At 72.8% G+C, this 26,040-nt stretch carries 21 protein-coding genes and 1 pseudogene; 17 read left to right on the top strand and 5 right to left on the bottom strand.

What is annotated here, in order from left to right; genetic code table 11:
* The first annotated feature begins 50 nt into the window (after positions 1–50).
* The 12 genes and pseudogenes from ACWDLG_RS22575 to ACWDLG_RS22520 all read left to right on the top strand — a co-directional run bounded on the left by ACWDLG_RS22575 (position 51) and on the right by ACWDLG_RS22520 (position 13,944).
* Complete coding sequence (locus tag ACWDLG_RS22575) at positions 51–1,559, top strand: ABC transporter substrate-binding protein (protein ID WP_449922716.1); 1,509 nt, start codon at positions 51–53, stop codon at positions 1,557–1,559.
* Positions 1,556–2,494 (top strand): ABC transporter permease, encoded by a 939-nt coding sequence (locus ACWDLG_RS22570; protein ID WP_449922714.1) that lies wholly within the window; start codon positions 1,556–1,558, stop codon positions 2,492–2,494. The genes ACWDLG_RS22575 and ACWDLG_RS22570 overlap by 4 nt, the downstream gene beginning before the upstream one ends.
* Positions 2,491–3,312, top strand: a complete 822-nt coding sequence (locus ACWDLG_RS22565; RefSeq protein WP_354913417.1) for an ABC transporter permease — start codon at positions 2,491–2,493, stop codon at positions 3,310–3,312. The genes ACWDLG_RS22570 and ACWDLG_RS22565 overlap by 4 nt, the downstream gene beginning before the upstream one ends.
* The gene (locus tag ACWDLG_RS22560; RefSeq protein WP_449922712.1) at positions 3,299–4,201 is read left to right on the top strand and encodes an ABC transporter ATP-binding protein; all 903 of its coding nucleotides are present in this window, start codon (positions 3,299–3,301) and stop codon (positions 4,199–4,201) included. The genes ACWDLG_RS22565 and ACWDLG_RS22560 overlap by 14 nt, the downstream gene beginning before the upstream one ends.
* A complete protein-coding gene (locus tag ACWDLG_RS22555) occupies positions 4,170–4,955 on the top strand; it encodes an ABC transporter ATP-binding protein (protein WP_449922710.1) in 786 nt (261 codons plus the stop codon). Before ACWDLG_RS22560 ends, ACWDLG_RS22555 begins: the two co-directional genes overlap by 32 nt.
* Positions 4,952–6,133 carry a M20 family metallopeptidase gene (locus ACWDLG_RS22550; RefSeq protein WP_449922708.1) on the top strand — a complete coding sequence of 394 codons (1,182 nt, stop codon included), beginning with the start codon at positions 4,952–4,954 and terminating at the stop codon, positions 6,131–6,133. The genes ACWDLG_RS22555 and ACWDLG_RS22550 overlap by 4 nt, the downstream gene beginning before the upstream one ends.
* On the top strand, positions 6,130–7,215 hold the full coding sequence (locus tag ACWDLG_RS22545; protein ID WP_449922706.1) for a P1 family peptidase: 1,086 nt from the start codon (positions 6,130–6,132) through the stop codon (positions 7,213–7,215). The genes ACWDLG_RS22550 and ACWDLG_RS22545 overlap by 4 nt, the downstream gene beginning before the upstream one ends.
* An 11-nt stretch (positions 7,216–7,226) precedes the next feature.
* Positions 7,227–8,645, top strand: a complete 1,419-nt coding sequence (locus ACWDLG_RS22540) for an aldehyde dehydrogenase family protein (RefSeq protein WP_449922704.1) — start codon at positions 7,227–7,229, stop codon at positions 8,643–8,645.
* Positions 8,646–8,700: 55 nt separating this feature from the next.
* Positions 8,701–11,724: a chondroitinase family polysaccharide lyase gene (locus tag ACWDLG_RS22535; protein WP_449922703.1), complete on the top strand. Its 3,024-nt coding sequence runs from the start codon at positions 8,701–8,703 to the stop codon at positions 11,722–11,724.
* Between the two features lie 178 nt (positions 11,725–11,902).
* The gene (locus ACWDLG_RS22530) at positions 11,903–12,487 is read left to right on the top strand and encodes a helix-turn-helix domain-containing protein (RefSeq protein ID WP_449922701.1); all 585 of its coding nucleotides are present in this window, start codon (positions 11,903–11,905) and stop codon (positions 12,485–12,487) included.
* A gap of 54 nt (positions 12,488–12,541) precedes the next feature.
* Positions 12,542–12,985, top strand: a pseudogene (locus ACWDLG_RS22525) (DUF998 domain-containing protein); the annotation flags it as partial.
* Positions 12,986–13,041: 56 nt separating this feature from the next.
* Positions 13,042–13,944 (top strand): alpha/beta hydrolase, encoded by a 903-nt coding sequence (locus ACWDLG_RS22520; RefSeq protein ID WP_449922699.1) that lies wholly within the window; start codon positions 13,042–13,044, stop codon positions 13,942–13,944.
* Between the two features lie 215 nt (positions 13,945–14,159).
* Here the strand turns inward: ACWDLG_RS22520 and ACWDLG_RS22515 are convergent, their stop codons facing one another.
* The 4 genes from ACWDLG_RS22515 to ACWDLG_RS22500 form a co-directional block, all read right to left on the bottom strand.
* Positions 14,160–15,938: an ABC transporter ATP-binding protein gene (locus ACWDLG_RS22515; RefSeq protein ID WP_449922697.1), complete on the bottom strand. Its 1,779-nt coding sequence runs from the start codon at positions 15,936–15,938 to the stop codon at positions 14,160–14,162.
* Positions 15,935–17,668: an ABC transporter ATP-binding protein gene (locus ACWDLG_RS22510; RefSeq protein ID WP_449922695.1), complete on the bottom strand. Its 1,734-nt coding sequence runs from the start codon at positions 17,666–17,668 to the stop codon at positions 15,935–15,937. The genes ACWDLG_RS22515 and ACWDLG_RS22510 overlap by 4 nt, the downstream gene beginning before the upstream one ends.
* Positions 17,669–17,842: 174 nt before the next feature.
* The gene (locus tag ACWDLG_RS22505; protein WP_354913397.1) at positions 17,843–18,517 is read right to left on the bottom strand and encodes a response regulator transcription factor; all 675 of its coding nucleotides are present in this window, start codon (positions 18,515–18,517) and stop codon (positions 17,843–17,845) included.
* Positions 18,514–19,677 carry a sensor histidine kinase gene (locus tag ACWDLG_RS22500; protein WP_449922692.1) on the bottom strand — a complete coding sequence of 388 codons (1,164 nt, stop codon included), beginning with the start codon at positions 19,675–19,677 and terminating at the stop codon, positions 18,514–18,516. Before ACWDLG_RS22500 ends, ACWDLG_RS22505 begins: the two co-directional genes overlap by 4 nt.
* Positions 19,678–19,841: 164 nt before the next feature.
* On the opposite strand from ACWDLG_RS22500, the gene ACWDLG_RS22495 reads away from it, so the two are divergent.
* From ACWDLG_RS22495 to ACWDLG_RS22475, 5 genes are all read left to right on the top strand, one after another.
* The gene (locus tag ACWDLG_RS22495) at positions 19,842–21,083 is read left to right on the top strand and encodes an alpha/beta hydrolase family protein (RefSeq protein ID WP_449922690.1); all 1,242 of its coding nucleotides are present in this window, start codon (positions 19,842–19,844) and stop codon (positions 21,081–21,083) included.
* Positions 21,084–21,229: 146 nt separating this feature from the next.
* Entirely contained in the window at positions 21,230–22,465 is a 1,236-nt protein-coding gene (locus ACWDLG_RS22490) for a sensor histidine kinase (RefSeq protein WP_449922688.1), read from the top strand.
* The gene (locus ACWDLG_RS22485; protein WP_449922686.1) at positions 22,458–23,579 is read left to right on the top strand and encodes a hypothetical protein; all 1,122 of its coding nucleotides are present in this window, start codon (positions 22,458–22,460) and stop codon (positions 23,577–23,579) included. Before ACWDLG_RS22490 ends, ACWDLG_RS22485 begins: the two co-directional genes overlap by 8 nt.
* The gene (locus ACWDLG_RS22480; protein WP_449922685.1) at positions 23,549–24,208 is read left to right on the top strand and encodes a response regulator; all 660 of its coding nucleotides are present in this window, start codon (positions 23,549–23,551) and stop codon (positions 24,206–24,208) included. The genes ACWDLG_RS22485 and ACWDLG_RS22480 overlap by 31 nt, the downstream gene beginning before the upstream one ends.
* A 112-nt stretch (positions 24,209–24,320) precedes the next feature.
* On the top strand, positions 24,321–25,085 hold the full coding sequence (locus ACWDLG_RS22475) for a hypothetical protein (protein ID WP_449922683.1): 765 nt from the start codon (positions 24,321–24,323) through the stop codon (positions 25,083–25,085).
* Between the two features lie 106 nt (positions 25,086–25,191).
* Here the strand turns inward: ACWDLG_RS22475 and ACWDLG_RS22470 are convergent, their stop codons facing one another.
* Positions 25,192–25,956, bottom strand: coding sequence for an SDR family NAD(P)-dependent oxidoreductase (locus tag ACWDLG_RS22470; RefSeq protein WP_449922681.1), 765 nt, complete (start codon positions 25,954–25,956; stop codon positions 25,192–25,194).
* Positions 25,957–26,040: the final 84 nt, after the last annotated feature.

Here is a 26,040-nt window from a genome sequence, read left to right as displayed (position 1 = left end):
TGTGCGTAGCCTACTGGTCAGACCAGTGCACTAGCCAGGAGGCTTGAGGCATGAGGCGCATCGGCATCTGGGTCGCCCTCGGCGGGCTCCTTCTCAGCACGGCATGCGGCGGCGGTGGCGGCGACGGCGCGGGCGACCGTGGCGCCGGGCCGGTGAGCTCGCAGCCCTCCACTCTGGCCGTCGGCTTCGTCGCCGAACCGGCCAACCTCGACTTCACCGCCACCGAGGGCGCGGCGATCCCGCAGGCGCTGCTGGTCAACGTCTACGAGGGCCTGGTCAAGCTCGACCAGGACGGCAGGATCCAGCCGCTGCTGGCCGAGAAATGGGACGTCTCGTCCGACCGCAGGACCTACACCTTCACCCTCCGCAAGGGCGTGACCTTCACCAACGGTGCCCCCTTCACCGCCGACGACGTGATCTTCTCCATCGACAGGGTCAAGTCCGACTGGAAGCTGAAGATCAAGACCCAGATGGACGTCGTCGACACGGTGGAGAAGAAGGACGACCACACCGCCGTGGTCACGCTCAAGCGGCCGAGCAACGGCTGGATGTACGCCATGGCCACCAGGCTCGGCGCGATGTTCAGCCGCACCGGCGTCGCCGACCTGGCCAACAAGCCCGTCGGCACCGGCCCCTACCAGCTCGGCTCGTGGCGGCGCGGCGACTCCATCCAGCTCGTCGCCAACGACACGTACTGGGGTCCCAAGCCGCAGGTCTCCCGGATCACCCTGAAGTACTTCAAGGACGCCACGGCGATGAACAACGCGCTGCTCACCGGCGGCATCGACGTCATCTCCGCCGTCCAGGCGCCCGAGTCGCTCGCCCAGTTCGCCGACCCCAACCGCTTCCAGGTCGTCGAGGGCACCACCAACGGCGAGGTCGTGCTGTCGATGAACAACGCCCGCCCGCCCTTCAACGACAAGAAGGTACGGCAGGCCGTCCGCCACGCCATCGACCACAAGGCCCTGCTCGACACCGCGTGGGCGGGACGCGGCCAGCTGATCGGCAGCATGGTGCCGCCCACCGACCCCTGGTACGAGGACAGGACCGGCGACTACCCCTACGACGTGGTCAAGGCCAAGGCGCTGCTCGGCGGCAGGACCTACACGGTGAAGATGCGCATCCCCAACCTGCCGTACGCGGTCGCCGCCGCGCAGGTGGTCAAGTCGCAGCTGGCCCAGGTCGGCATCACCGCCGAGATCGACCCGCTGGAGTTCCCCGCCCGCTGGCTGGACGTGGTGTTCAAGCAGGGCGACTACGACATGTCCATCATCAACCACGTCGAACCCCGCGACCTGGGTATCTTCGCCGACAAGTCCTACTACTTCCACTACGACAACCCAGCGTACGGCGCGCTCCTCGCCTCGGCCGACGAAGGGTCGGAGCAGCAGCAGGTGGACGACCTGAAGAAGGCCGCCAAGCTGCTGTCCGAGGACGCCGCGGCCGACTGGCTCTTCCTGTTCCCCAACCTCATCGTGGCCAAGAAGAACATCACCACCGGCCTGCCGAAGAACGCCATCGCCGAGTCCTTCGACTTCACGGGTCTCACCAAGCAGTGATCTGGTTCCTGGTCAGGCGGGTCGCGGTACTCCTCGCGAGCACCGCGGCCGCCGGTGTGGTCGTCTTCGCCTTCATGGCGCTGCTGCCCGGCGACCCGGCGGAGGTCGCCCTGGGCGTCAACGCCACGCCGGAGGCCGTCGCGGAGTTGCGCAGGCAGTTCGGCACGGACCGGCCCGCGCTCGCCCAGTTCTCCGACTGGGTGGGCGGGCTGGCCACCGGCGACTTCGGCACCTCCTACGTCACCAGCTCGCCGATCGGGCCGCAGATCGCCGACCGGCTCGGCGTCACGCTCGCGCTGGTGCTCGGCGGCATGGTGATCGCGCTGCTCGTCGCTGTCCCCGCCGGCACCTTCGCCGCCGTCCACCACCGCAACCCCCTCGGCGCCGCCATCAGCGCCGTCAGCCAGGTCGGCGTCGCCGTCCCCGCCTTCCTGGCCGGCATCCTGCTGGTGTTCGTCTTCGCGGTGCAGGCCCAGGCGCTGCCCTCGGGCGGCTACGTCCCCTTCGCCGAGGACCCCTCGCTGTGGTTCCGGTCGCTGCTGCTGCCGTGGCTGTCGCTCGGGCTGGTCCAGGGCGCCCTGCTCACCCGCTACGTCCGCAGCGCCGTCCTCGACGTGATGCGCGAGGACTACCTGCGCACCGCCCGCGCCAAGGGCAGAGGGCGGATGGGCGCGCTGTGGCGGCACGGGCTGCGCAACGCGGCCATCCCCGTCGTCACCGTGCTCGGGCTCCAGCTGGCCACCCTGCTCATCGGAGCGGTCGTGGTCGAGCGGGTCTTCGTCATCCCCGGCCTGGGCGACCTGCTGCTGAACGGCGTCGCCCAGCGCGACCTGCTGCTCGTGCAGGGAGTGGTCATGCTGCTCGTCGTGGCCGTCCTGCTGGTCAACTTCGTGGTCGACCTCGCCTACGCCGTACTCGATCCGAGGTTGCGATGAGAGGAAACCTGATCACCGGGGCCGTCCTGGTCGGGCTCACGGTCCTGGCCGCGCTGGTGTCGTTCGCGTGGACGCCGCACGACCCGACGCTGGTGGACGCCGCGCACCGGCTGGCCCCGCCGGGCGGCGACTACCTGCTCGGCACCGACAAGTTCGGCCGCGACACCCTCAGCCAGCTCATGGTCGGCGCGCGCACCACGCTCTACGTGGGCATCGTCGCGGTCGGCATCGCCGCGCTCGTCGGCACGCCGCTGGGCATGGTCGCCGGCATGACCCCTCGCGGCTGGCTGTCCGACCTCATCATGCGGGTGAACGACCTCGTCTTCGCCTTCCCCGCGCTGCTGCTGGCCGTCATGCTCGGGGCCGTCTACGGAGCCGGCACCCTCACCGCCATGATCGCGATCGGCATCGCCACCGTGCCGGCCTTCGCCCGCGTCGCCCGCGCCGCCACCATGCAGGTCATGGTCACCGACTACATCCTCGCCGCGCGCTCCGCCGGGCGGCGCCGCCTCGCCATCGCCGGCCGCCACGTGCTGCCGAACATCGGCTCGATGCTCATCGTGCAGGCGTCGGTGTCCTTCGCCATCGCCATCCTGGCCGAGGCGGCGCTGTCGTTCCTCGGGTTCGGCACCAGGCCGCCGACCCCCTCGTGGGGCCGCATGCTGCAGGAGGCCCAGGAGCTGCTGTTCTCCACGCCGCGCCTGGCGCTGTGGCCCGGCCTGGCCATCGCGCTGGCCGTCCTCGGCTTCAACCTGCTCGGCGACGGGCTGCGCGACCACCTCGACCCCAAGCTCAGGAGGATCGGTGCTGAGCGTTGAGGGCCTGACCGTCCGTGCCGGCGACCTGGAACTGGTGCGGCAGGTGTCCTTCGACATCGCCCCCGGCGAGCGGGTGGGCCTGATCGGCGAGTCAGGCTCGGGCAAGTCGCTGACCGCGCTGTCGCTGATGGGCCTGCTGCCCGAGGGCGTCACCGCCACCGGGACGGCAGTCCTCGAGGACCGCCCGCTGGTCGGCGTCCCCGACAGGCGGGTCAGGAACCTGCGCGGCCGCGTGGTGTCCATGGTCTTCCAGGAGCCGATGACCGCGCTCAACCCCACCATGCGCGTCGGCGCGCAGGTCCGCGAGGTCATGACCCTGCACGGCAGGCCGCGCGCCGAGGCCCGGGCCCGCGCCCTCGACCTGCTGCGCCGCGTGGGCGTCGAGGCCCCCCGCGCCTACCCGCACCAGCTGTCCGGCGGCCAGCGCCAGCGCGTCATGCTCGCCATCGCCCTGGCCAACGAGCCCTCGCTGCTCATCTGCGACGAACCCACCACCGCGCTCGACGTCACCGTGCAGAAGCAGATGCTGGAGCTGATCGCCGAGCTCGCACCCGCCGTCCTGTTCATCACGCACGACCTGGCCGTCGTCGCCTCCGTCTGCTCGCGGGTCCTGGTCATGTACGGCGGGCGCGTCGTCGAGAGCGGCCCCATCAGGGAGGTGTTCACCGACCCCCGCCACCGCTACACCGAGGGCCTCATCGCCGCCTCCAGGCTCACTCCCCGAGGCACCCGCCTGCCCACGATCAACGGCAGCGTGCCCGCCGCAGGCGAGTTCCCCGACGGCTGCGTCTTCAGGAACAGGTGCGCGCACGCCCTGCCGACGTGCGCGCAGGAGCCCACGCTGGAAGGGAACGGCCATGCCTACGCCTGCTGGCACCCCCGTGATTGAGGCCCGCGACCTCACCAAGGTCTACCGCACCTCGCTGTTCAAGCCCGAGGTGCACGCCCTGCGCGGCGTGTCCCTCGACGTACGGCGGGGCGACCGGTTCGGCATCGTCGGCGAGTCCGGCTCGGGCAAGTCGACGCTGCTGCGCCTGCTGTGCGGGCTGGACCGGCCGACCAGCGGCTCGATCACCTTCGAGGGCCGGCAGATCGTCGGCCGCCGCGAGCGTGACCTGCGCTTCCTGCGCGACGACCTGCAGATCGTCTTCCAGGACCCGATGAGCTCGCTCGACCCCAGGATGAAGGTCCGCGACATCATCGCCGAACCGCTCGTCGCCCTCGGCCGCCCCGTCGAGGGACGCGTCGCCGCCCTCCTGGAGGAGGTCGGCCTGCCCGCCTCGGCCGCCGACCGCTACCCCCACCAGTTCTCCGGCGGACAGCGCCAGCGCATCGCCATCGCCCGCGCCCTGGCCCCCCGGCCCAAGGTGCTGGTGGCCGACGAGCCCGTCAGCGCCCTCGACGTGTCCGTCCGCGGCCAGATCCTCAACCTGCTGGCCGACCTCATCGACACGCACGGGCTCACCCTGATCTTCGTGTCGCACGACCTGTCCGTCGTGCGGCACGTCTGCGAGAGCGTCGCGGTCATGCACGGCGGCACCGTGGTCGAGCGCGGCCTGGTCGACGAGGTCTGGGCCGCCCCGCGGCACGACTACACGCGGACGCTGCTGCAGGCCGTACCCACCTTGGAGGGACTGCTGTGATCGAGATCGATGCCCGGGGAGTCGTGGAGTTCACCCAGCGGCTGGTGCGCATCCCCAGCACCAACGACCCGGCCAGAGGGCGCAACGAGCTGCCGGCGGCCGAGCTGGTGGCCGCCAGGATGCGGGAATGGGGCTGGGACGTCGTCGTCGACGAGGCGGCGCCCGGGCGGCCGAACGTGGTGGGCATCGTCGAGGGCGGCGGCGGCGCGGGCCCGACGCTGATGTTCGAGGGCCACACCGACGTGGTGACCGAGGGCGACCTGTCGGAGTGGACGGTGGACCCGTTCGGCGGGGAGATCCGTGACGGCAGGCTGTGGGGGAGGGGCAGCGCCGACATGAAGTCGGGACTCGCCGCGGTGCTGTACGCCACCCGGGCGGTGCAGCTGGCCGGGCCGTTCCCCGGACGGATCAAGGTGTGCGCGCTGGCCGACGAGGAAGGGTTGATGATCGGCGCGCACCGCTTCGTCGGCTCCGAGCTGTCCGCCGACGTGGACGCGGCCATCGTCGCCGAGCCGGAGGCGGGCGAGATCTGCGCCGTCGCCAAGGGCGCGCTGCGGCTGCGGATCGACTTCACCGGCAAGATGGCCCACGGCGCGATGCCGCAGCACGGACGCAATCCCATCCAGGCGGTGGGCGCGCTGCTGGTCGCCCTGCGCTCCTACCAGGACGCGCTCCAGTCCGCCCATCCGGCGCACGAGCACCTCGGCGAGGTCTACGTCACCCCGACGGTCGTCCAGGCGGGCTCGCAGGAGCAGGTCAACGTCATCCCGGCCACCGCCTCCGTCTTCGTCGACGTGCGGACCGTCCCTGGGCTCGCGCACAAGGAGGTGGCCGACAGGGTGGAGGAACTGGCCGTCTTCGACGGCGTCGAGGCGAAGGTCACGATCCTGGTCGACCGGCCTCCCGTGGACGTGCCGGTCACCCATCCCGTCGTGACCGCCCTCGCCGCCGCGCACACGGCGGTCACGGGGCAGGAGCCGGTGTACGGCGGCGTGCCGGGCTCCACCGACGGCACCGTGCTCACGCACTGGGGCGGCATCCCGTCGGTGGTCTACGGCCCCGGCGGCAAGTGGATCGCGCACCAGGCCGACGAGTACGTCGAGGTCGAGGAGATCGTCCGCTGCACCCGCGTCTTCGCCGAGGCGGCGCGGATCTTCCTGTCCGGCGGCGCGGCGTGACCGGCCGCACCGGCCACGCCTGGAGCGTCCCGATGCGGCCGGGGCCCACGAACTCGATGGCCGACGTCGCCGGGCTCAGGGTCGGGCACGCCCAGCGGGTCGGCGAGGGGTACCTGACCGGGGTGAGCGTCGTCGTGGCTCCGCCCGAGGGGGCCGTGGCGGGCGTCGACGTGCGAGGCGCGGCGCCCGGCACCCGCGAGACCGAGCTGCTCGACCCGCGCAACCTGGTCGAGCGCGTCCACGCGATCGTCCTGACCGGCGGGAGCGCCTTCGGCCTGAGCGCCGCCTGCGGTGTCATGCAGCGCCTGGCCGACGAGGGGATCGGCTTCCCGGTGGCGGGCGGCGTCGTCCCCATCGTGCCCTCGGCGGTCATCTACGACCTGGGGCGCGGCGGCGGCTTCCGCGCCACACCGGACGGCGAGCTGGGCGCCGCCGCCTACGACGCCGCCGTCGCCGCCACGCCGTCCGCCTCGTCCGTCTCCGCCACGTTCGCCCCGGCCGCGGCCGCTCCGGCGCGCAACGGGTCCATCGGGGCGGGCACCGGCGCGGTGGCGGGCGGGCTGGCCGGCGGCGTCGGGACGGCGAGCGCCGTCCTGCCCTCGGGCGTCACCGTGGCCGCCCTCGCCGTCGTCAACGCCGCCGGATCCGTCCTCGACCCCGGCAGCGGCCTGCTGTCGGGCACCAGGTACGGCCTGGCCGGCGAGTTCGGCGACATCGGCGAGCCCGACCTCGACGAGGTCACCCGCTGGCAGCCGGTGAAGGCGCCGTCGTTCAACACCACGATCGGCGTCGTGGCCACCGACCTCACGCTGTCCAAGGCCCAGTGCGGCAAGCTGGCCGGAGTGGCCCACGACGGTCTGGCCAGGGCGATCAGGCCCGCGCACACGATGGTCGACGGCGACACCGTCTTCGCGATGTCCACCCGCGGCCGGCCCGGCGCCGACACCGAGCTGCACGACGTGCTGGCCGCCGGGGCCGACGTGTTCAGCAGGGCGGTCGCGCACGCCGTCCTGCACGCGACGGGCAGGGAGGGCGCGCCCGCGTACCTGGATGTGTTCCCGAGCGCGCGCAAGCGAGGATGAGGGGGTCGGACATGACCGAGGGGCTTCCGATCGGAGACGGGTGGGTGCCGGTGGCCGACAGCGCCCCGGTCGTCTTCCCCTACGACGGCACGACGGTGGCGCACGCGCCCGTCGGCACCGTGGCGCTGGCCGGAAGAGCCGTCGACGAGGCGCTCGCCGTGGCGCCCGCGATGGCGCGCACGCCCTCGCACGCCCGCCGCGCCGCGCTGCTCGGGGCGCACGACGCGCTGGCGGCGCGCAGGGCGGAGTTCGAGCGGCTGCTGGTGCTGGAGACCGGCAAACCGCTGGTCGACTGCCGGGTCGAGGTCGCCAGGACGCTGGTCACGCTGGCCACCGCGGCCGAGGAGGTGGCCAGGCTGCACGGTGAGACCGTGCCGATGGACCTGCTGCCCGCGGGCGAAGGGCTGGTCGGGTTCTGGACCAGGCGGCCGATCGGGGTGGTGGTCGGGATCACCGGCTTCAACTATCCCCTCCTGCTGGCCGCGCACAAGATCGCACCGGCGGTGGCGGCGGGCTGCCCGGTGATCGTGAAGCCGGCCCCCTCGACGCCGCTGGCGACGCTCGGGCTGGTTGAGCTGCTGCGCTCGACCGGCGCGCTGCCGGCCGCCGCCGTCCAGCTGGTCACCGGCGACGTCGAGGTCGGCAGGGCGCTGGTGGAGGACCGGCGGATCGGCGCGGTCTCCTTCACCGGGTCGGCCGCGGCCGGGCACGCCATCGCGCGCAACGCCGCGCCCACCAAGGTGCTCCTCGAGCTGGGATCGAACGCGGCGCTCGTCGTGGCGGCCGACGCCGACTTGGCGGCCGCGGCCGACGCGGTGGTCAGGGGCGGCTACTACGCCTCGGGGCAGGCCTGCATCTCGGTCCAGCGGGTCGTCGTCGAGGAGAGCGTGCGGGCGGAGTTCCTCGACCTGCTGGCCGCGCGGATGAAGGACGTCGTGGTCGGCGACCCGCGCTCGCCGGAGACCAGGGTGGCGGCGCTGATCGACGAGCGGTCCACCGCGCGCGTGCTGTCGTGGGTGGAGGAGGCCGTGGCGGCCGGGGCCGAACTGGTCACGGGCGGGACGCGTGAGGGCACGGCGATCGCGCCGGCCGTGCTGGCCGACGTGCCCGACGGGGTGGCCGCGTGGGACGAGGAGATCTTCGGGCCCGTGGTGTGCGTGCGGACCGTGAACGGCATCGAGGAGGCCTTCGAGACCGTCAACAGGTCCCGGTACGGCCTGCACCTGTCGGTCTTCACCGGGTCGCTGGCGACGGCGTTCGCGGCGATCGAGCGGCTGGAGGCGGGCGGGGTCGTGGTGAACGAGGTGCCGGGCTTCCGGGCCGACAACATGCCGTACGGAGGGGTGAAGGACTCGGGCGCCGGGCGCGAGGGGCCGCGCTTCGCCATCGAGGAGTTCACGGTGACCCGGATGGCCATCATCCGGCCGTGACCGCTCCCACGGCCGGTCCTGGACGTGAAGATAGTTTTCCCGTTTGATGGTGATCGTGGCGAATATCTCGCGCAGGACCGTCATCAAGGGCGCGGCGCTCGCCCCCGCGCTTCCCATCGACGCTGTGACGGCCGGTCCGGACGTGCCGGCCGTCACGGACGTGCCCGCGGACCTCGAGCAGCGGGCGATGGCCATGGACCCGCCGGTGTTCCTGCTGGAGTCGGCCGTCCCCCCGCACGTCAGCGGCGACGGCCTGTCCATAGCCGGCCAGGTCGCCGTCTGCGGGAAGCACTCCCTGCGCTGGGACCACGCCGAACGCGCCGTCATCACCGTGCGCGCCCCGCTCAGGTGGGCGCCCGACCCCTACCGGCTCGGCGACGACCAGGCCTGGCAGGGACTGGTCGACGCCTTCTGCGTGTGGATCCACAACGACACCCCCGTCGACGACGTCGTGCGGTTCGAGTTCGGCCGGGGCGACCGGACGGACGTGTGGTTCGAGTTCCACCTGAACTACTCGGGCTGGCGCACGGCGTGGGTGCGTTACGCCTACGACATGCACGGCAGGCCCAGATCCGACATGGACACGCTGCGGATCGTGGCGCCCGGCCGTACCGGACGGCTGCATCTCGACCAGCTCATGCTCAACGTGCCGCTGCGGCCCGACGCGCCGTGCCGCGACCACCAGCTGCCCGACATCGCCCCCGAGGGCGACGAGTACGACAACCAGCACTGGCAGGCCCTCCACCTGTTCGACCGGCTGCTGTCAACCCGGAAGCCGCAGGTGCGCCCCCCGACGCGGGAGGAGAGCGCCGACCTGCGCGCGCTGGTCACCCGCTACCACGACGAGTACCTGATCGCCCAGGTCAAGCCCGACCTGGCCGCCCTCACCGCGCAGGCCGACGCGCTCACGGGCCGTCCCGTGCACGCCTACCAGTCGCAGATCTACCCCGCCGAGATCGCCGCCGAGCTGAAGGCGTTCGTCGACCCCGTCACCCTGCGCGCCTGCACCGACCTCATGAAGACCATCGCGCAGGGACACCAGGCCAGCCCGCCCGACCGGCCCGCGCTGGCCGCCCTCTACCTCAGGATCGTCGACCACCTGCGCGAGCAGGGGTGGACGCGCGGCAGCTGCCAGGGCACGATCCACCACCTCGGCTACGACGTGCGCGGCTACTACGACTCCGTCTACCTCATGCGCGACGCGCTGCGCGAGGCCGGCCGGTTCGAGCAGGTCCGCGCCGACCTCGACTGGCTGACCGGCCTCGGCAGGATCTTCCGCGGCTGGAAGCACCGCATGGCCCACGGCTCGATCATGGACCTGTTCAACACCACCGTCCGCGGCATGCTGGCCGCGGTGCTCCTGCGTGACACCGAGGCCGAACAGGTCGCCTACCTCAAGGCCCTGCGCGACTGGCTCGACACCGCCCTGCTGCCCACCGACGGCATCCAGGACGGCGTCAAGATCGACGGCACCGCCTTCCACCACGTCGGCTTCTTCCCCGACTACGTCCGCGACGGGTTCACCGGCCTGGCCCCACTGGTCTACCTCATGCACGGCGGCGCCTTCGCGCTCTCCTCCGAGGCGTCCGGCTGGCTGAAGAAGGCCCTGCTGGCGCAGCGCGTCTACGCCGGACGGACGCAGTGGCCGATCTCCATCAGCGGCCGCAACCCCGGCGGCACCACCGCCCTGTCCATCGTGCCCTTCCAATGGCTGGCCCAGATCGACGACGAGATCGGCGCCGCCTTCCTGCGGCTGCTGCCGTCCTCGCCCACGCCGCAGCAGCAGGAGATCGCCGGCAGGCTCGCCGCCAGGGGCGTCACCGCCGAGCCTGCGCCGAGCGGGAACTGGGCGCTCAACTACGCCGCGCTCAGCGCCCACCGCCGCGGCGAGTGGCAGATCACCGTGCGCGGCCACAACCGCTACCTGTGGTCCACCGAGATCTACGTCGGCGCCAACTGGTACGGCAGGTACAACACCTACGGCCAGATCCAGGTCGTGCACCGCGGCACCAACCTCGACAGCGGCTACGCCCAGCCCGGCTACGACTGGAACCGCAGGCCCGGCACCACCACCATCCACAAACCCCTCGACGCGCTCAAGGGCGACCTCACCGGCGCGATCGAGGAGATGCTGCTCACCGACTCCCGGTTCGGCGGATCCTGCGCCATCGACGGGCAGCACGGGATGTTCGCCATGGACCTCCACGAACACCCCAAGTACGAAGGCACCCACCGGGCCAGGAAATCGGTGTTCCTGTTCGACGACCGCATCGTGGCCCTCGGCACCGGCATCGCCAACGCCGACAGCGGCCACGAGACCGAGACCACCCTCTTCCAGACCACCAGGACCGGCCGCGTCGTCATGGACGGGACCGACGTCCCCTTCCCCTACGAGCGGCTCGACCTCTCACCGCGCTGGCTGCTCGACGACAAGAACATCGGCTACTACCTCGCCTCCGGCCAGCGCGTCGGCCTGACCCGCGCCACCCAGGCCTCCCGCCACAACGCCACCGAGGCGCCGACCGGCGGCGCCTTCTCCACCGCCTGGATCAGGCACGGCGCCGCGCCCCGCGACGGCTCCTACGAGTACGCCATGGTCGTCGACACCACCGCCGAGCGGATGGCGGCCTTCGCGGCCGACGTGCCGTACACGGTGGTCCGGGCCGACGCCGCCGCGCACGTCGTCGCCGACCGCGCCACCGGCGTCACCGGCTACGCGGTCTTCGAGCGGGTACGGCTGGCCGGCCGGGTGCTCGCCGTCGACACCCCGTCGCTGCTCATGACCCGCCAGGACGGTGCCGACCTCGTCCTCGCGGTGGCCGATCCCGACCTGCGCCTCTACAACGGCATCGACCCCGACCAGTACGAGCGGGGCCGGTACGTCGGCCACTACAGCCCCTGGTCGCGGCCGTGGCTGACCAGCCCGAGCCACCCCCACCTGCTGCGGGTGACGCTCGCGGGACGGTGGCGGCGCGCGGAGGGGCGGTGCCGGGCACGGATCACCGGGGACCGGACCGTCGTCGAGTTCGAGACGGTCCACGGCATCCCGATCCAGGTCCGCCTCACCCCGTCGACGTGACGCCTCCGTCCGGCCGTGGCCCCACCTGACCACCGGCGTCCCAGCCCTGCGCTCCGGGCCGCGGCTCGCGCTTCGGCCCGGGCGTCCAGGGCCGTCAGGTTCCACGGCTGGTCGGCGCGGACGGGCTGCGCCGCCGAGTGGATTGCACTTAGTGCAATTCTTGCGTATTGTGCAAATCATGGATGCGGTGGAAGAGCGTCGCAGGCGCAACAGGGCACGCAAGCGACGGCTCATCGGAGACGCGGCGGTGGGCCTGGCTTTGGAGGGAGGGCTGGAGAGCCTGACCGTCGAGGCGATCGCCGAGGCGGCCGACATCTCCACCCGGACCTTCTTCAACTACTTCTCCACCAAGGAGGAGGCCCTGACGGTCGGCCCCTCCTGGTCGGCGGAGGAGCTGGCGGCGCTGGTGGCCGCGCGTCCCGCGGACGAGCCGGCGGTCCGGTCGATGCGGGTCATGGCCAAGGAGATCGCCGAATCCTACGTGCCCAGCCGCGAGCAGGTCGCGCTGTGGCGCCGTCACCCCGAACTGCTCACCCGGGCGCGCAGGCCCGCCGACCAGGAGCAGATCTTCGTGACCCTCATGCGGGCCGTGGCCGAGCGGACGGGGGCCGACCTGCCGCATGAGGTCTACCCCAGTGTGCTGGTCGTCACGACGTTCTCCATCATCGAGTGGGCCGTACGGGCCTCCTGGCAGGACGGCGTCGGCAAGCCTCTCGACGATCTGATCGACGAGGCCTTCGACCTGATCGAGCACGGCCTGTAGAAACCCGCCTCGCGGGAACCGGAAGATCCACAGACGGTCTGCTCGCCGCGGCACGCCCTGATGAACGGCTCGTTCATCCTGCTGGGGGTGCTGCTGGGAGCCGGTCTCGCGCTGACCCGGCGCGCCTGGCCGCAGGGCCGCGGCACGGTCGTCGGACGCGCGCTGGTCGCGTCGGCCGCCGTGAGCTGGATCCTGGTCGGCCTGGCGCCGGAGAACGAGAACATCGTCGTGCACGGTCTGGGCGCCTTAGGGATCTTCGCCCTCGGGAACGCGAGAGCGCTGGTGCTCGGATTCGCCACCCGCGGCGCCCCCGGGTGGCGGGTTCCCGCGGTGCTCGGCCTCCTCGCGGGCGCCTTCGGGCTGGTCATGGCGGTCCTGTTCCTGTGCAACCAGTTCCTCGGGCTCGGGCTCGGCACGATGGAGCGGCTGGTGATCTACCCGCTGATCGTCTGGACGGCGACGGCGGGCGCGTTCATGATCGTCGGACGGCGACGGTGAGCGGGCGCGCGCCCGGCCGTCTCAGCGCCGTCACCTCCACCAGGGAAAGGTCCCCCATGACACCGAGCATGCAGGCGCGGCTGACCACCGTCATGGTCAGGCTGATGGGCGTCAAACGGCGCATGTACGGCAGCGCGGAGAAGGTGCACCGGAGCATCGCCGCCGACCGCCGGCGAGGCCCCGCCGTACCGCGCTTCAAGGACCGGCTCTGCGTCGAGGAGCAGCACGTGGCCGGTCACCGCGTCTACACGGTGAGCCCGAAGAGCGGGCGCGCCAAGCGTCACCTGCTGTACCTGCACGGCGGCGGCTGGTCCCTGTCGATCACCTCGCTGCACTGGGACCTCATCGGCACGCTGGCCGAACGGCTGGGCTGCTCGATCACCGTCCCCCTGTACCCGCTGGCCCCCGAGCACACCGCCCGCGACGTGTGGGCCATGCTCCTGCCCCTCTACCGGGAGCTCGTCGAGTGGTTCACCCCTGAGTGCCTGACCGTGATGGGCGACTCCTCGGGCGGCAACCTGTCCCTGTCCCTGGCCATGCAGGCCAGGCAGGCCGGTCTGCCGCAACCGGCGCACCTGGTGCTGGTGTCGCCGTGCGTCGACATCTCCATCAGCGACCCGGTCATGCCGGCGCTGGAGCGGGTCGACCCGATCCTCGCCCGCGAGGGCGTGCGCGAGGCCGGCCGCCTGTACGCCGGAGGCCTGGACCCGCGGGATCCGGTGGTCAGCCCCCTGTACGGCTCGCTCCGCGGACTGGCCCCCATCGCGGTCTTCACCGGCACCCGCGACATCCTCAACGCCGACGCCCACCGGCTCAGGGACAGGGCGCGCCAGGAGGGCGTGTCCGTGGACGTGTTCGAATACCCCGGCATGCTGCACGTCTGGCCCCTGTATTCCCTGCCCGAGTCCAGACGGGCGATCGACGAGATCGTCGCGATCGTCGAGGGGGGCCGCGACTGACACCGCCGGACGGTCCTCGCCCACCACGGAGAGCTGTCCTGCCCCGTCCCCAGGACGGCGACTCGACCGCCAGGCCTCGCCGCGCCCGGCGGTCGAGCCGCGGTCATCAGCGCGGTCATCAGCGCGGTCATCGGCGGGTCATCGGCGTCTGCCTCCTGCTCGCCGTCACCGAAGCCCGCGTCGAAGCCCGCGCCGAAGCCCGCGCCGAGGGCCCGTCAGTCGCCTTGGCCTTCCTCGGCGGCCTGTCGATCGGGCGCGGCCTTGATGCGCCAGCCCGTCGCGGCCTCTCGCGTCTTCCAGAGGGTGGCGTAGAGACCGCCCGCGGCCAGCAGGCCGTCGTGGGTGCCGCGCTCGGCGACCCGGCCGCCGTCCAGCACGACGATCTGGTCGGCGTGCCGTACGGTGTTCAGGCGGTGGGCGACCATCAGCACGGTACGGCGCCGCGCCAGCGCGCGCACGGCGGCCGCGACCGCGGCCTCGTTCTCCGCGTCGAGCGCCGAGGTGGCCTCGTCCAGCAGCACGATGGGGGCGTCCTTCAGCAACGCCCTGGCGATCGAGACGCGCTGGCGCTCGCCGCCCGACAGCGAGGCCCCGCGCTCGCCGACCTGTCCTGCCCATCCGCCGGGCAGGCGCTCGGCGATCTCGTCGCAGCGGGCCAGCCCGGCGGCCTGCCGTACCTCGGACTGGCTCGCCTCGGGCCTGCTGAGCCTGATGTTGTCCTCCAGGGTGCCCTCGAACAGGTAGACGTCCTGGGAGACGAGCGAGACGTGGTCCATCAGGTCGGTGAACGTCAGCTCTCTGACGTCGGCGCCCGCCACGCGCACGCTGCCCGACGAGACGTCGAAGAACCGGGCGACCAGGTGCAGGATCGTGGTCTTGCCGGCGCCGGAGGGGCCGACGAGCGCGGTGACGGTTCCGGGGGCGACGGTCAGGCTGACGTCCCGCAGGAGCGGGCCATCGCCGGTGTAGGAGAAGGACACGTGGTCCAGCTCGACGGAAGGCTCGCCGAGCGCCGCCGAACGTGCGGGTTCCGGAAGCGGCGGCGTGGCGAGCAGGCGTTCGAGCCGGTCCAGGGAACCCGCGCTCATCCGCAGGACGGCGCTGATCGCGGCGGCGTCCCGCATCGGCTCGACGTACCTGGCGGCCAGCACCATCGCGGTGATCAGGGCTGCCGCGTCGAGGCTGGTCGCGATGGCCGCGGCGGTCAGCAGCAGAACCGCGAACGCGCCCTGGATGGACAGGCCGAGCGCGGTCAGGGCGGGCAGCGCGGTCCGGATGCGCCGCGTGGTGGCGCGGCGGTGCTCCTCGACCGCGGCGGCGAGCAGTTCCAGACCCTTGCCGGTACGGCCGGCCGCCCGAAGCACGGGCTGGGCCTGGGCGAACTCGACGGTTCTCGCGCCCAGCTCGGCGGTGGCGGCGTCGATGTCGTGGTCGGCGACGGTGATCTTGTCGCCCATCCAGCGGGCCGCCAGCCAGACGATCGGGGCGACGGCCAGCGCGGCCAGCGCCATCCGCCAGTCGGTCGCGGCCAGCACGGCGATCGTCACCGTGGGCGCCACGGTCGCTGCGGCCAGCGGCTCGAGCAGGTGGGCCGGGGTCTGCAGGATGTTCATGACGCCCGCTCCCGCCAGGCGGCCGAAGGGGCCGACGCGGGCCTGGCCGAACCAGCCGAGCGGCAGCCGTACGACGTGGTCGCCGAGACGGTCCAGCAGGAGCCGGCACAGGCCGTAGCCGGCCCGGCGCGCCTTGATCATCGCGGCCCGGTGGACGAGGCCGTAGAGCGCGGTCAGCGCGAGCAGGCACAGCAGCGGTGCCGTGGCGTTCGCGCCGGTGAACAGCGCCCGCAGGATCGGCAGCAGCAGGCCGAGGACGGCTCCCATGAGCGCGGCGGAGGCGGTCATCAACCCGACGGCCAGGCGCAGGTCGCGGGCATGGGTGGGGGCGGGGGCATGGGTGGGGGCATGGTCGGCGAGGGCGATCAGGCGGCGGATCACGCGGCCACCGCCTGCTGCGCGGCCCACAGGCGGGCATAGCGCCCGTCCGCCGCCAGCAGGTCGTCGTGGGTGCCGCGCTCGGCGACGCGGCCGCCGTCCAGAACGACGATCTGGTCGGCGAACTGGACGGTGTACAGCCGGTGGGCGATGACCAGCAGGGTCCTGCCGCGCATGAGCCGCGACAGCGCCTCCTGCACCGCGACCTCGGACTCGGGGTCGGCGAAGGCGGTGGCCTCGTCGAGCACGAGGACCGGGGTGTCGGCGACCAGGGCGCGGGCGATCGAGACGCGCTGCGCCTCACCGCCGGAGAAGATCGCCTCCTCGCCGACCACCGAGCCGTAGCCGCGGGGCAGTTCCAGGACGCGGTCATGGATCAGGGCCGCACGGGCGGCGGCGTGCACCTCCTCGTCGGAGGCGTCGGGCCTGGCCAGGGCGATGTTGTCGCGCACGCTGGCCCGCAGCAGCCGCACGTCCTGCAGAACGAAGCCGACCCGCCGGTACAGCTCGGCGTCGGGCAGGTCGCGAAGGTCGACGCCGCCGACGCTGATGGTGCCCCGTGCGCCCTCGTGCAGGCGGGCCAGCAGGGCGGCCAGCGTGGACTTGCCCGCCCCGGAGGGGCCGACGAGCGCCGTCACCGTGCCGGGGGAGAGGGTGAGGTCGATGCCGTGCAGGACCTCGTGCTCGCCGTACCCGAAGCGGACCCCGGCGAAGACCACCTCGCTGCCGCTGGGCGCGGGGCCTGCGGGAGGGTCGGTCCTGGTGGGCGTGCGCAGGAGGCCGCCGATCTCGTCGACGGCGGTGCGGGCGAACTGGATGTCCTGCAGGGTGTATCCGAGCGCGAGCAGCGGCGCGGTCAGGCCGGGCGCCAGCAGCAGGTACGGCACGACGTCGGCGGGCGCGAGCGCGCCCAGCCAGACCAGCAGTCCGCCGCCCGCCAGCGCGGTGGCCGTCGCGACGGGAGCGGAGTAGACGACCGTACCGGTCACCATGGGCCGGTCGACCGAGCGCGACCAGTCGTCGAGGTAGCGGCTGAACGCGCCGGTCGCGGCCCGCCAGCGCCCGTGCTCGCCGCCGGTCCTGCCGAACACCTTGACCACGGCGATGCCCTGGACGAACTCCACCGCGGCCGCGCCCAGCCGGGCGAGGGCGTCGTGGTAGCCGGCCATGCCGGCGGTCGCGATGTCGTTGACCTTCTTGTAGAACACCGACCCGACGACGACGGGGAGCAGGACGATCCCCGTCAGGGCCGGGCTCACCCACAGCATGTACGCCAGGGACAGGGTGGGCACCAGCAGGGCGCCGACCGCGTCCATCAGGCTCTGCGCGACCAGCCGGTGCAGGGAGGCCACGTCGTCGGTGACGGCCTTGCGCACCCGGCCCGAACCCTGTCCGCCGAACCAGTCGAGCGGCATCCTGGCCAGGTGCTCGGCCATCCTCGTGCGCAGGTCACGCTGCAGGTCGTTGTCGGCCACGTTGGTCAGGACCGTGACCCCGACCGTGCACACCGCCCTCACCAGCAGGGCCGTCGCCGCCACCGCCGCCACCCACCACGCCGCCGCCGGCGAACCGCCGGCGAGCAGGTGACGGGCGAACTCCGCGATCGCCACCGGCGGGGCCACCGTGGTGACCGCGACGATCACCTGCAGGGCCGCGGCCGCGGCGAGCTTGCCGCGGATGGGGCGAAGGAGCCGTGCGAACACCACGTACGAGGAGCCAGGTTGTAAGGCCATGGGGGGAGGTCGCCTTCCAGGTCATGGATTCGGTCGGCGCGGCACGGAAGCACGCGCGCCTTCTTTGATGCTCACCTGGATCCACATTCAACCCCGGCGGGGCGCGGCCCGACGAGGGTGCCGGGCAGGGGCCGCCTCAATCGGCGCCCGGCACGCCCCGTTCGTCGGGCCGTGTCAGGCGTCGTGGGGTCTGGCGGGGCGGACGAGGCCGCTCTCGTAGGCGAAGACCACGACCTGTGCGCGGTCCCTGAGCCCCAGCTTCAGCAGGACCCGGCTGAGGTGCGTCTTCACGGTGGCCTCGGCCAGGTGCATCGCCGTGGCGACCTCGGCGTTGGACAGCCCGCGCGCCACCTGGATGAGCACCTCGTGCTCGCGGGAGGTGAGCAGCCCCAGCCGCTCGTCCCGCTCGGGGGCGCCCGGCGCGAGCTGGGGGGCGAACTTCTCCAGCAGGCGCCGGGTGATCCGCGGGGAGACCGCCGCGTCGCCCGCCGCCACGTTGCGGATCGCGGCCAGCAGTTCCTCGGGCCGGGTGTTCTTCGGCAGGAAGCCCGAGGCGCCGGCCTTCAGCCCGGCGAAGGCGTACTCGTCCAGGTCGAAGGTGGTCAGGATGAGCACGCGTGAGCGCGGGGAGTCCCTGACGATCCGGCGGGTGGCCTCGATCCCGTCGACGCCGGGCATGCGGACGTCCATCAGCACGACATCGGGGCGTAGCAGCCGGGTCATCCGGGCGGCTTCGTCGCCGTCACCCGCCTCGCCCGCCACCTCCATGTCCGGCTCGGCCTCGAACACCATGCGGAAGGCCATGCGCAGCAACGACTCATCGTCGGCGATCAACAGCCGGATCGTCACGCCGTGCCCTTCCCCGCCAGGTCCGCGGCGAGGTCGAGGCTCGCCGCGACCCGCCAGCCCCCGTCACGCCGGGGACCGGCATGGAGGGTACCGCCGTAGGCGGCGACGCGCTCGCGCATGCCGGCCAGGCCCCGCCCTGGCGCGCCTTCCGGCGTCCGCCCGGCGCGGCCGTCGTCGGTGACCTCCACGTCGGCGCGCCGCGGCGTCAGGTGGACCCGGACCTCGGCCGTCGCGCCGGGGGCGTGCCTGAGCGTGTTGGTCAGGGCCTCCTGGGCCAGCCGGTAGACGGTGAGCTGGGCGGCGGCGGGGACCGCCGCGGGGTCACCGGTCACCTCCAGGCGGGTCGGCAGCCCGGCCGCGCGCATCCTCTCGGCGAGCGGACCGAGCTGGGCGATCCCGGGAGCCGGATGGAGCAGCTCGCCGGACTCGCCCTGCTCGCCGGAGCCGAGGGAGCGCCGCATGTCGGCCAGGGCCTGCCGCCCGGTATCGGCGATCTGCTCCATGGCGGCGGCCGCCCGGTCCGGGGCGCGGTGCCGGATGTACGCCGCGCTGTCGGCCAGCGCCACCATGACCGACAGGTTGTGGGTGACGATGTCGTGCATGTCGCGCGTCATCCGGGCGCGCTCGTCGGCCACGGCCAGCCGCGCCCGCTGCTCGCGGTCATGCTCCAGCGACGAGACGTACGCCCGCCGGGCGCGCGTCCACAGGCCCGTGGTGAGGGCGGCGGCGGCCATCGCGGTCAGCGCGGCCACCGTGAACGGGAACTGACCGGGCGGCGCCCACCGTGCCGCGGCCAGCAGCACCCCCGCCTCCAGCGTGAGCCCGGCCGCCAGCGCCTGCCGCCAGGGACAGTAGGCGCCGACCGTGTAGAGGGCGACCAGCAGCGCGGCGTCGGCGGGGAGCTGCACGTCGGCGGCCCATTGGATCGCGGCCGCGGCGGTGATCGCGCCGAACGTCGCCAGCGGCGCGCGTCGTCGCCACGCCAGGGGCGTCACCAGGGCCACCTGAAGCAGCAGCGACCACGGCTGGCCGCGTGTCAGGACCTGGCCGGGCCCGAGCGTGGCAAGAAAGATCACGGCCGCCAGCAGGGCGTCGGCAGGCACGGACGACCATCGAGTGAGCGCTGCGAGGCAGGCCACGGGACGATCGGCGCGTTTCATGCCGCTCACCCTAGTTGTCCTGGGGATTCACTCCCCATCCTCCTCAAGGAGGAACATCCGGGCACCTCAACCAGAAGTCGTAGATGTGGATCAGCCGTACGCCGCTAGCTCGGCGCCGCGCCCCGCTGCCAGCCTCGTGGCACTCATCTCGTCAGGAGGCTCACATGCCCTTCATCACCAAGGCCGCAGGCGTCGCCGCGCTGGCGATGGCCGCGGCCATCGCACCCACCACCATCCACGCCGCCTCGGCCGTCCCGACCCGGCAGGAGCAGGCCGCGCAGCGGATCACGATGACCCTGCCCGCGCCGACCGAGCCGAATCCCGTCGGCACCATCGCCGTGCGACTGGTGGACCGCTCGCGTCACGACCCCCTCGTCAGGTCGAAGCCCTACCGGGAGCTGATGGTCAGCCTGTGGTACCCGGCGAAGGACGGCGGGTCCCTGCCCGTCGCTCCCCAGATGGCGCCCTTGGCCGCGGCTGACTGGGACCGTCATTCCGCGCCGCCCATGGGCATCGCGGCGGGCAAGGTGGACTGGGCCGCCACCCCCACCCACGCCCGCGTCGGCGCGCCGGTGGACCGCCGGGCCGGCAGGCTTCCTGTCGTGGTCTTCGGCCCCGGCGACGGGGGCCCGCGCACCCTCGGCACCTCCTTGGTGCAGGACCTGGCCGCGCGCGGCTACCTGGTCGTCACCGTGGACCACACCTACGAGGCCGACCAGGTGGAGTTCCCCGGCGGGCGGGTCGTGCGCGCTCTGCCCCTGCCCAGCAAGCTGACTCCGCGCGTCATCGCCAAGCTGCTCGCGCAGCACTCGCAGGCCCGCATCGCGGACATGCGCTACGTCCTGGACCAGATCGCCGCGCTGGGAGAGGGCCGCGGCTTCGGCGAGGAGGGCGGGCAGCTGCCCGCCGGGCTGAGCGGCGCCCCCGACCTGTCCCGGGTGGGAATGCTCGGCCAGTCCCTCGGCGGGTCGGTGGCCGCGCAACTCGTCCACGACGACCGGCGCGTGGTCGCGGGCGTCAACCTCGACGGCGGCTACGTCGGACGGGTGGCCAAGACCGGCGTCGCCAAGCCGTTCCTGCAGCTCGCGGCCGAGGCGCACACCCGGGCGAGCGAACCGAGCTGGAAGTCCTTCTGGGCGGCCACCACCGGCTGGAAGCGGGAGCTGCGCTTCGCGGGCGCGGCCCACGGCTCGTTCACCGACCTGCAGGTGATGATGCCGCAGATCGCGGCGAAGCTGCCCAAGGTGCCCGTCGCCGACTTCGTCGGCACGATCGACCCCCGCCGGTCCGTGTCGGCCCAGCGCGCCTACGTCGCGGCCTTCTTCGACCTGCACCTGAACAAGAAGCCCACCAGGCTCTTCGACGCCCCCGACGCCCGCTACCCCGAGGTCTCCCTCATCCCCTGAGCCGCCTGGGCTCCACCGCCGGATCTCCGGCCGGACCCGCGGGCGCGCGTCCGTCGTTCGCCGTGTCCGGCCGGGGGCGGGTACCGGCCACCTGCTTGTTCCGGACGCGGCGCGGCTGAGGTGTCGGTAGGGTGCCCCCGGTATGGGTGATAGCTCGGACATGTCGTGAGAAGTGGGGGTGCCGTCGCATCGGGGTCCGGCAGGCGCCGCGCCTGGGCGGGAAGCCGGGGCGCGTCGATCAGTCACCGACCGGCAAGGCGGGTCCGGCCGAGCGGGAGCTCAACCGGACGGCGGTCCGGTACGCGGTGTGGCTGCGCTCGGCGGTGAGCGCGGCCTGCGCGGTGTTCGGGGTCCTCGAGGTGCCGGTCGAACGCCGGCCGGCCGCGCTCGCGGTGATGGCGGTCGTGCTCGGCTGGTCCGCCGTCCGCCTGGTCACCCTCGGGCGCCGCACCAGGGGGAGGATCGGGGGCCTCGTCGCGATGGACGCGGTGGCGCTCGTCGTGATCGGCGCAGGTCAGGTGGTGGCCGGCCCGGGGTACGCGGGCGGGTGGGCGTTGGCGCTGATCTCCATCACCGCTGTGACCTCGTCGTACGAGTGGCCGGACAGGCCGCTCGTCGGCATCGGGCTGGCCCTGCTCGGGCTGGGCGCCAACGTCGCCGGCTATGCCGCGCAGTCCGGCGCATGGGCGCCGGCGGTGTTGCCGGGCCTGCGGGTGCTGGTCGAGATCGCCCTGTCCCGGCTGTCGTACCTGCTGGTCCGGTCACAGGCGCGGGCGGCGGACCGGCTCGGCGAGCGGATCGCCGCCCGCCGCAGGCGGGCCGCCGTCGCGGCGGCCAGGCGGGCGGCCGAGCGCGAGTACGTGGCGACACTGCACGACACGGCGAGCACGACCCTGCTGATGGTCGCCGAAGGGCACGGCCGGGCGGGGGTGGCCGAGCGGGCACGCCACGATCTGGAGGCGATCGCCGGCGTCCCCGGCACGGACGCCGGCCACGTCGAGCTGGCCGCTCTTCTCGCCACCGCGGCACGCCACGACGGCGTACGGGTCCACGAGGCGATCGACGCCATGCCGCCGCTGCCCGCGGCGCCCGCCCTCGCGATCTTCCATGGCGTCAGGGAGGCCCTGACCAACGTGGCCAGGCACGCGGGCGTCGCCGAGGCGTCGTTGCGAGCCGGGCTCGACGAGCGGGGCAGGGTGGTCGTCGAGGTGCGCGACCGCGGCCGCGGCTTCGTACCCGACGACGTGGGACCGCATCGGCGTGGCCTGTCCGGTTCGATCGCGGGGCGGATGGCCGGCGTCGGCGGCCGGGCGACGGTGGCCTCGCGGGTCGGGTACGGGACCACGCTGCGCTGGATGTGGCCGGTGGAAGGCGATGACTGACGAGAACGCCGACCGGCTCGCCGCCCAGATCGGAGATCGGCTGCTGCGCGGCGTGCGGATCTCCGTGCTGGCGGTCGCGGTGACCGTGCAGTTCAGCCTCTCCCTGCCCGAGCTCCTGCGGAACAGCTCCCGCTACGCTCCGCTGTGGCCGCAGGTCGTGGCGTTCGCGCTGTTCGCTGTGGTGGCCGTCGGCTCCGCGGCTTTCCTCGCCCGCGGCGGGCGCATCCCGCGCCGCGCCCGGGTGGCCGGGCTGTGCCTGGCGCTGCTGGCCGTCGCCGCGGCGGCCGGGTCGGCACCGCCGGGCAGCCACCTGGAACCGGCCGACTGGTACTTCGGGCTGGCCGGCTGGCACGGCGTGCTGCTGTTGTTCGACCTGCGCCTGCGCTTGCTGGCCGCCTTCCTCGGCGCGACCCTCGTCATGACCGTGGTCAAGATGGTGGCACCCGGGATGCCCGACCTCAGGGCATGGGCGGCGATGGCCGTGGCCGCGGTGTCGGTCTACGGCTTCCAGTTGGCGCTCGGGCTGCTGGCCCACGGCGTCCAGCGGATCTCCGTCCGGGCGCGGGAGGCCGCGGCGGAGGAGGAACGGATCCGGACGGAGGAGGAGACGGCGGAGCACCGGCACCGCGATCACCGGCGGCGGTACGCGGCGCTGCTTCCCACGCTGGTCCCGCTGCTGGCCGGGCTCGGGTACGGCTCGCTCGACCCTGCCCATCCGGACGTCCGGCGCCGCAGCGCGCACGAGGCGGCCAGGATGCGCCGGATGTTCGCCGAGAGCGACGACGTGCCCGACCCGCTGATGCACGAGCTGCAGGCGGTGATCGAGGTGGCCGAGCGTCGTGGGGTGGCGGTGCGGTTCGCCGCCCGGGGCGTGCCCAGCACGCCGCCGAAGGAGGTCAGGCGTGAACTGATCGAGCCGGTGTCGGCCATGCTGGCCGCGGTCGCCTCCGACGCCCGGGTCACCCTGGTCCGCGCGTCCGACCAGGTCCGGGTCAGCGCGGTCGGCGACGCACAGGACCACACGCACCTGGCCCGCCGGCCGGGGCGAGTGAAGGTTCATCACATGGTGACGGAGGATCGAGCATGGGTGGAGACGGTCTGGCAATCACGGTGACGCTGGTCGACGACCATCCGGTGGCGCTGGCCGGGGCGGAGGCCTGGTTCGCCGCGGCGAGCCCGCCCATCGACGTGGTCGCGGCCGGGGCCTGCGCGCAGGTCGCCTGGACACCGCCGGGCGACTCCGCCGCGGTCGTCGTGCTCGACCTGCAACTGTCGGGGCCGCAGCCGGCCTACGCCGACCTGAGACGACTCGTCGACGACGGCAGGCAGGTCATCGTCTACACCATGCGCGAGGACGAGAACACCGCGCTCACCTGCCTGGACATCGGCGCGTTCACGTTCCTGACCAAGGCCGAGGGCAAGGAGCACCTGGTCGCGGCCACGGTCGCGGCCGCCCACGGCCGGCCGTACACGCCGCCGGCGCTGGCCGGGGCGTTCGGCGTGAACACCCGGCCCGACCGGCCGCAGCTGTCCCAGCGCGAGCAGGAGGTGCTGATCGAATGGTTCCAGTGCGAGTCGAAAGAACTCGTCGCCGAACGGCTGGGCATCACGCCGCGCACGGTCAGCTCCTACCTGGACCGCGTGCGGATCAAGTACGCGAGCGTGGGCAGGGAGGCCAGGACCAAGGCGACCCTCGTCGCGCGCGCCCTGCAGGACGGCCTCATCGGCATCGACGATCTGTGATCGGACGGGCGCGTAACGCATTGCGGGTCGAACGACCGTCACCCGCGAAGATCACCTTTTCCTAGGGTGTGGGGCCACGCCATAACGAGAAGATACGGAGACGGTGTTGTCGATGGCTTCACTCAAGCGAGCGGTACTGGGTGGTCTGGGGGCGGGCGCCCTGCTGACGGCGGTCATGGGGGTCTCGCTGTCGCCTGCCGCCTGGGCCGACCCGGCCGACAACAAGCTGACCGCGGGGGAGACGCTCAAGCCGAACCAGACCGTGAAGTCGGCCAACGGCGAGTACAAGCTGATCCAGCAGACCCAGGGCAACCTCGTCCTGTACGGCCCGGGCAACGAGGCCCTGTGGTCGAGCCCCACCGCGGGCGCCCCGGCGTACGCGACGATGCAGCGCGAGGGCAACCTGGTGATCTACAGCGACACGAACAAGCCGCTGTGGAGCACCAACACGGCCGGCAATCCCGGCGCGTACCTCGCGGTGCAGAATGACGGCAACCTCGTCATCTACTCCGCCGCCAACCAGGCTCTGTGGTCGAGGCAGGGCTACCTCGGCTCGCTGCCCTCCGGCCACACGCTCAAGGCCGGGCAGGGTGTCCAGTCGCGCAACGGCGAGTACCGGCTGATCATGCAGAAGGAGGGCAACCTCGTCCTCTACAACCGGGCGAACAAGCCGCTCTGGACCACGCCGACGGCGGACCAGGCGGGCTCTCGCGCCGTCATGCAGAAGGAAGGGAACCTGGTGATCTACAACGCCGCCAACCAGGCGGTGTGGACCACCAAGACTGCGGGCAACCCCGGCGCCTACCTCGCGGTCCAGAACGAGGGCAACGTCGTGATCTACACCAAGGACAACAAGCCGCTCTGGTCCACCCGGTAACCGGGCAGGCGTGGGCCGCCAGGCGCGGCCCACGCCCGCTCCACCGGGTTTGGCGCGTTTCGCGGAGGTGGGGGCCGGTGGGCACGGGGCCGCGGCCTCGGGCCGGTCAATTCGGCGGGTCGAACCGGCCGTCGACCGCGGTCCAGCCGCCGTCGACGTAGAGCACCGAGCCCGTGACGAAGCTCGCCGCGTCGGAGGCCAGGTAGACGACCGCCCCCGCCATCTCGGGAGCCTGCGCCCACCGGCCCAGCGCGGACTTGGCGGCATAGGCGTCGTACCAGGACGGGTTGTCCTTGATCTGACGGGTGAGCGGCGTCTCCACCACGCCGGGGGCCACCGCGTTGACGCGCACGCCGTACGGGCCGAACTCGGCGGCGGCCGTCCTCAGCAGCTGCACCAGGCCCGCCTTCGTCGCCGAGTAGACGCCCTGGCCCGGCTCGGTCACCGACGCCCTGATGGAGGCGAAGCCGACGATCGAGCCCCCGCGGCGCTCCACCATGCCGGCGCCGAACGCGCGGACCACCTCGAACGAGGCCCGCAGGTTGAGATCGACCACCCGCTCGAACTCCTCGGCGGAGTAGTCGAGCAACCGCTTGCGGACGTTCGTGGCGGCGGTGAAGACCAGCACGTCCACCGCGCCGAGCTGCGCGGCGGCGGCGCGCACCGCCGGGCCGTCCAGGACGTCGAGCGGGACGGCCGTGCCGCCGCACAGGCCCGCGGTCTCCTCGGCGGAGGGCAGGTCGCGGTCGGCGCACACCACCTCGGCCCCGTGCGCGGCCAGGGCCAGGGCGGACTCCCTGCCGATGCCGCTCCCCGCGCCGATGACAACCGCCCGCCGCCCGTCCAGCCGGAACAACCGCTCGTAGTCCATGACCGTCACCCTACCCACTGGTCCGACCAGTGCACTAGGTACGCCTTGGCTTCCGCGATGACCTCTCCTTCGCGGACCGTCATA

It is taken from the genome of Nonomuraea sp. NPDC003727 (genome assembly GCF_053586935.1).
The sequence above is the reverse complement of the archived record's forward strand: the minus strand, read 5'-3'. Positions and strand labels throughout refer to the sequence as shown.

Bases quoted from the DNA above. Each gene is read 5' to 3' on its own strand.
- ACWDLG_RS22575 (WP_449922716.1), top strand. From the start codon at position 51: ATGAGGCGCATCGGCATCTGGGTCGCCCTCGGCGGGCTCCTTCTCAGC.
- ACWDLG_RS22565 (WP_354913417.1), top strand. From the start codon at position 2,491: ATGAGAGGAAACCTGATCACCGGGGCCGTCCTGGTCGGGCTCACGGTC.
- ACWDLG_RS22555 (WP_449922710.1), top strand. From the start codon at position 4,170: ATGCCTACGCCTGCTGGCACCCCCGTGATTGAGGCCCGCGACCTCACC.
- ACWDLG_RS22540 (WP_449922704.1), top strand. From the start codon at position 7,227: ATGACCGAGGGGCTTCCGATCGGAGACGGGTGGGTGCCGGTGGCCGAC.
- ACWDLG_RS22530 (WP_449922701.1), top strand. From the start codon at position 11,903: ATGGATGCGGTGGAAGAGCGTCGCAGGCGCAACAGGGCACGCAAGCGA.
- ACWDLG_RS22520 (WP_449922699.1), top strand. From the start codon at position 13,042: ATGACACCGAGCATGCAGGCGCGGCTGACCACCGTCATGGTCAGGCTG.
- ACWDLG_RS22510 (WP_449922695.1), bottom strand. From the start codon at position 17,668: ATGGCCTTACAACCTGGCTCCTCGTACGTGGTGTTCGCACGGCTCCTT.
- ACWDLG_RS22500 (WP_449922692.1), bottom strand. From the start codon at position 19,677: ATGAAACGCGCCGATCGTCCCGTGGCCTGCCTCGCAGCGCTCACTCGA.
- ACWDLG_RS22495 (WP_449922690.1), top strand. From the start codon at position 19,842: ATGCCCTTCATCACCAAGGCCGCAGGCGTCGCCGCGCTGGCGATGGCC.
- ACWDLG_RS22485 (WP_449922686.1), top strand. From the start codon at position 22,458: ATGACTGACGAGAACGCCGACCGGCTCGCCGCCCAGATCGGAGATCGG.
- ACWDLG_RS22480 (WP_449922685.1), top strand. From the start codon at position 23,549: ATGGGTGGAGACGGTCTGGCAATCACGGTGACGCTGGTCGACGACCAT.
- ACWDLG_RS22475 (WP_449922683.1), top strand. From the start codon at position 24,321: ATGGCTTCACTCAAGCGAGCGGTACTGGGTGGTCTGGGGGCGGGCGCC.
- ACWDLG_RS22470 (WP_449922681.1), bottom strand. From the start codon at position 25,956: ATGGACTACGAGCGGTTGTTCCGGCTGGACGGGCGGCGGGCGGTTGTC.